The sequence below is a fragment of the Microbacterium sp. Bi128 genome (genome assembly GCF_918698205.1).
In genome coordinates, this window is record NZ_CAKKMM010000491.1 from 1 (window position 1) to 3436 (window position 3436).

The 3436-nt window shown below is 65.1% G+C and carries 5 protein-coding genes and 1 tRNA gene; all 6 read right to left on the reverse strand.

Annotation, left to right across the window (positions count from 1 at the left end; translation table 11 throughout):
- Positions 1–212: FAD-binding protein (locus LQV45_RS21655; RefSeq protein ID WP_230008765.1), on the reverse strand; the 212-nt coding region annotated here is incomplete at its 3' end.
- A 14-nt stretch (positions 213–226) separates the two neighbouring features.
- The gene (locus LQV45_RS21660) at positions 227–586 is read right to left on the reverse strand and encodes a zinc ribbon domain-containing protein YjdM (protein ID WP_230008766.1); all 360 of its coding nucleotides are present in this window, start codon (positions 584–586) and stop codon (positions 227–229) included.
- A gap of 85 nt (positions 587–671) precedes the next feature.
- Positions 672–1469, reverse strand: a complete 798-nt coding sequence (locus LQV45_RS21665; RefSeq protein WP_230008767.1) for an amino acid ABC transporter ATP-binding protein — start codon at positions 1467–1469, stop codon at positions 672–674.
- Positions 1456–2121 carry an amino acid ABC transporter permease gene (locus LQV45_RS21670; RefSeq protein ID WP_230008768.1) on the reverse strand — a complete coding sequence of 222 codons (666 nt, stop codon included), beginning with the start codon at positions 2119–2121 and terminating at the stop codon, positions 1456–1458. The genes LQV45_RS21665 and LQV45_RS21670 overlap by 14 nt, the downstream gene beginning before the upstream one ends.
- A 36-nt stretch (positions 2122–2157) precedes the next feature.
- Positions 2158–2979: an amino acid ABC transporter substrate-binding protein gene (locus LQV45_RS21675; RefSeq protein WP_230008769.1), complete on the reverse strand. Its 822-nt coding sequence runs from the start codon at positions 2977–2979 to the stop codon at positions 2158–2160.
- A gap of 219 nt (positions 2980–3198) precedes the next feature.
- Positions 3199–3274 (reverse strand) — tRNA-Ala (locus LQV45_RS21680).
- Between the last annotated feature and the right edge of the window lie 162 nt (positions 3275–3436).

The following is a 3436-nucleotide window of genomic DNA, read 5'->3' on the forward strand; positions in this document are numbered from 1 at the left end:
GCCATGAGCAGGCTCTTCCAGCGGTGCCGCCAGGCTCCGCCGGGCCCGTCCTCGGCGTCGAGCACGATGTACGTCCCGGCCGCGGCCGGGCCGGCCGGGTCAGCGCCGGCCGGGACGAAGCCGCGGCGCTGAAGGTGGTAGGCCGCCGACAGGCCCGCCTGGCCGGCGCCGACCACGACGACGTCGGCCGCCCGCACCGTCTCTGCGGTCACGGTCGTGTCCCCGGTCAGATCTTCTTGACGACGCTGGACTTGAGCTGCATGGGGCCCACGCCGTCCACCTTGCAGTCGATGTCGTGGTCTCCAACACCGTTGACCAGGCGGATGCCGCGGACCTTGGTGCCCACCTTGATGACGGTGGAGCTGCCCTTGATTTTCAGGTCCTTGACCACGGTGACGGTGTCGCCGTCGGCGAGGACGTTGCCCACCGCATCCTTGATGACCGCGGCCGCGGGGGTGTCGGCCTCTGTGTCAGTCTCCGCGGATGCGGACCATTCGTGCGCGCACTCCGGGCAGACCAGGAGCGCCCCCATTTCGTAGGTGTATTCGCTGGAGCATTCGGGGCACGGGGGCAGGGAGTCGTTCACCCGACCAAGTTTAGTCGCCGCCTGTGCCCGCCCGTGCTGCTCGCCTCTTTTTCTCGCCGCTTCTTCGCGCCGTGGGCGGGGCGCCCTAGAACGGGTTCAGCAGGCGGTCCACGAACTGCCGAGTGCGTTCCTCCCGCGGGTCCCGCAGAACGGTGTCGGGGTGGCCGCGTTCGACCACCACGCCGCCGTCCATGAAGATGACCTCGTCGGCCACCTGACGGGCGAACGCGAGCTCGTGGGTGACCACCACCATGGTCCAGCCTTCGTCCGCGAGTTCCTTGATGACGGCCAGGACCTCGCCCACGAGCTCGGGGTCCAGCGCAGAGGTGGGCTCGTCGAAGAGCAGCAGTTGCGGGCGCAGGGCGCGGGCACGCACAATGCCGACGCGCTGCTGCTGGCCGCCGGAGAGCTCGAACGGGTAGCTGTTCTCCTTGCCGGTCAGGCCGACGCGGGCCAACAGGTCCCGGGCCTCCTGGATCGCGTCCGCCTTGGGCCGCTTCTGCACCTGGACGGGGCCCTCGATCACGTTCTCCAGGACGGTCTTGTGCGGGAAGAGGTTGTAGTGCTGGAACACCATGGCGCTGCGGTCCCGCAAGGCCAGCACCGGCTTCTTCGCCACCGGTGTGGCAAAGTCCACGGTCAGTTGCCCCGCGAATTCGGCGACGCCGGCGTCGGGCACTTCGAGGCCATTCAGGCAGCGCAGGACTGTCGTTTTTCCTGATCCGGACGGCCCGATCAACGTGACCACTTCGCCGCGGCGGACTTCAAGGTCGATGGATTTGAGCACAACATGGTGGCCGAACGACTTGCGCAGGCCCGTGACGGTCAGGAGCGGCTCGTCCGGGACAGGAACGTCAGAGGGTTGCGGTTCAGTGGGCGACATAGCGGTCCAATCTCTTCTCCAGGACGGACTGTCCGCTGGCGAGAACGAGGCAGATGATCCAGTAGATCACGGCCGCCTCCAGATATAAGAGCATGAACTCCTGGCTGAAGGCCGCCACCTGCTGCGCCACGCGGAACAGTTCGGTGACGAGGATCAGCGACGCCAGCGACGTGTCCTTGACCAGGCTGATGAAGGTGTTCGACAGCGGCGGAACCGAGACCCGGGCGGCCTGCGGCAGGATGATCCGCACGAGCGTCTGCCGGCGCGACATTCCGATGGTGTGGCCGGCCTCCCACTGGCCCTTCGGAACCGACAGGATGGCCGCCCGGATGACCTCCGCGGCATAGCCGCCGACGTTCAGGGAGAACGCGATGATGGCGCTGGGCCAGGGGCTGATGGTGATTCCGACGGAAGGGAGCCCGTAGAAAATGACGAACAGCTGGACCAAAAGCGGGGTTCCGCGGATGACGGAGATGTAGGTCCGCGCCACCGCCGAAACCAGGCGGTTGCGGCTCAGCCGCATGAGGGCCACCACCAGTGCCAGCAGCAGGCCCAGGCTGAACGAGGCCAGCGCCAAGGGAATGGTGCCGAAGATCGCACCCGTCAGGAGCGGGCCCAGCGATGACCACACGAGTTCCCAGTTGATGCTCATGCCCGGACGCGGCGTTTCTCTGCGGCTTGCACAGGGCTACTTCGAGACGTCGGCGTCGAAGTACTTCTGGGAGATCTTCGTCAGGGTGCCGTCGGCCGCCAGCTCGCCGAGGGCCTTATTGATGGCATCGGTCAGGCTGGTGGATCCCTTGCGCAGGGTGAACGCGCTCAGCGATTTGTCGGTGGTCTCGGCGGCAATCTTGATGTCGGCGTCGTGGTCGGTCTTCTGGGAGTCCAGGTAGGTCAGCTTGTCGTTGATGGTGGCATCGACGCGGCCCTGCTTGAGCAGCGTGATTGCCTGCGCCCAGCCCTCGACGGCCTCGACGTTCGCGCCGCTCTGCTGCGCCAGCTTGTACCAGTTGCTCGTCAGGGACTGCGCCGTGGTCTTGCCCTTGAGGTCGTCAAAGGAGTGGATGCTGTCGTTGTCCGACTTCGTGACGATCACGCCGGTGCTCACCGTGTACGGGGTAGAGAAGTCGTACTTCGCCTTGCGCTCGTCGGTGATGGAAACCTGGTTGGCGACGACGTCGAACCGTTTGGCATCGAGGCCGGCGAAGATGGCGTCGAACTGCGTCTCCTGGTAGGAGGGCTTGACGCCCAGCTTCGCGGCGACGGCGTTCATGATCTCCACGTCGTAGCCCGTCAGCTCACCGCTGCCGTTGGCGTGGAACGTGAACGGCTTGTAAGTGCCTTCCGTGCCGACCTTGAGCACGCCTGCGCTCTTGACGTCGCTGAGGGAGGTGTCCGCACCGGCTGCCGGCGCTGAGCTGGCCGGGGTGGTGGACGCCGACCCGCAGCCTGCCAGGGCGAGTCCTGCAGCGGCGATGAGGCCAATAACGGAAAGTCGTGTGCGCTTCATGATGTTCCTTAGTCGTGGAGCCGGAAATGGCCTTCCAGCTAAGCCGCAGGGCGGCTGTCTCCTAGCGACGATAGCAAGGTCCAGCTCAGGGTGGAGAGCCTAAATGACAGTTTATGACGTCCGGTCATGAGACGGTCTTGACGGATGCGACTTTCGAAGTCCTGCACAGCTGCGGAGGGTACGAAAAAGGGAACCACCGCCTGGCGGTGATTCCCTTTCTGGTGGAGCTGAGGGGACTCGAACCCCTGACCCCCTGCATGCCATGCAGGTGCGCTACCAGCTGCGCCACAGCCCCTCATTTGCCTGGAAGTTTCATCCTCCCTGAAGCAACCTGAATAGCCTAAACCACAAATCGCGTTCGCGCTAATCGGCGCGATGACTCATGGAACAGGGGTGCGGAACGGGGCACAAAATCCAACATGGAACCGGGCACAAAAAAATCCGCCGGAATCTTTAG

Coding starts and splice junctions, on each gene's coding strand:
- LQV45_RS21665 (WP_230008767.1), bottom strand. CDS start 1,469: ATGTCGCCCACTGAACCGCAACCCTCTGACGTTCCTGTCCCGGACGAG.
- LQV45_RS21670 (WP_230008768.1), bottom strand. CDS start 2,121: ATGAGCATCAACTGGGAACTCGTGTGGTCATCGCTGGGCCCGCTCCTG.
- LQV45_RS21675 (WP_230008769.1), bottom strand. CDS start 2,979: ATGAAGCGCACACGACTTTCCGTTATTGGCCTCATCGCCGCTGCAGGA.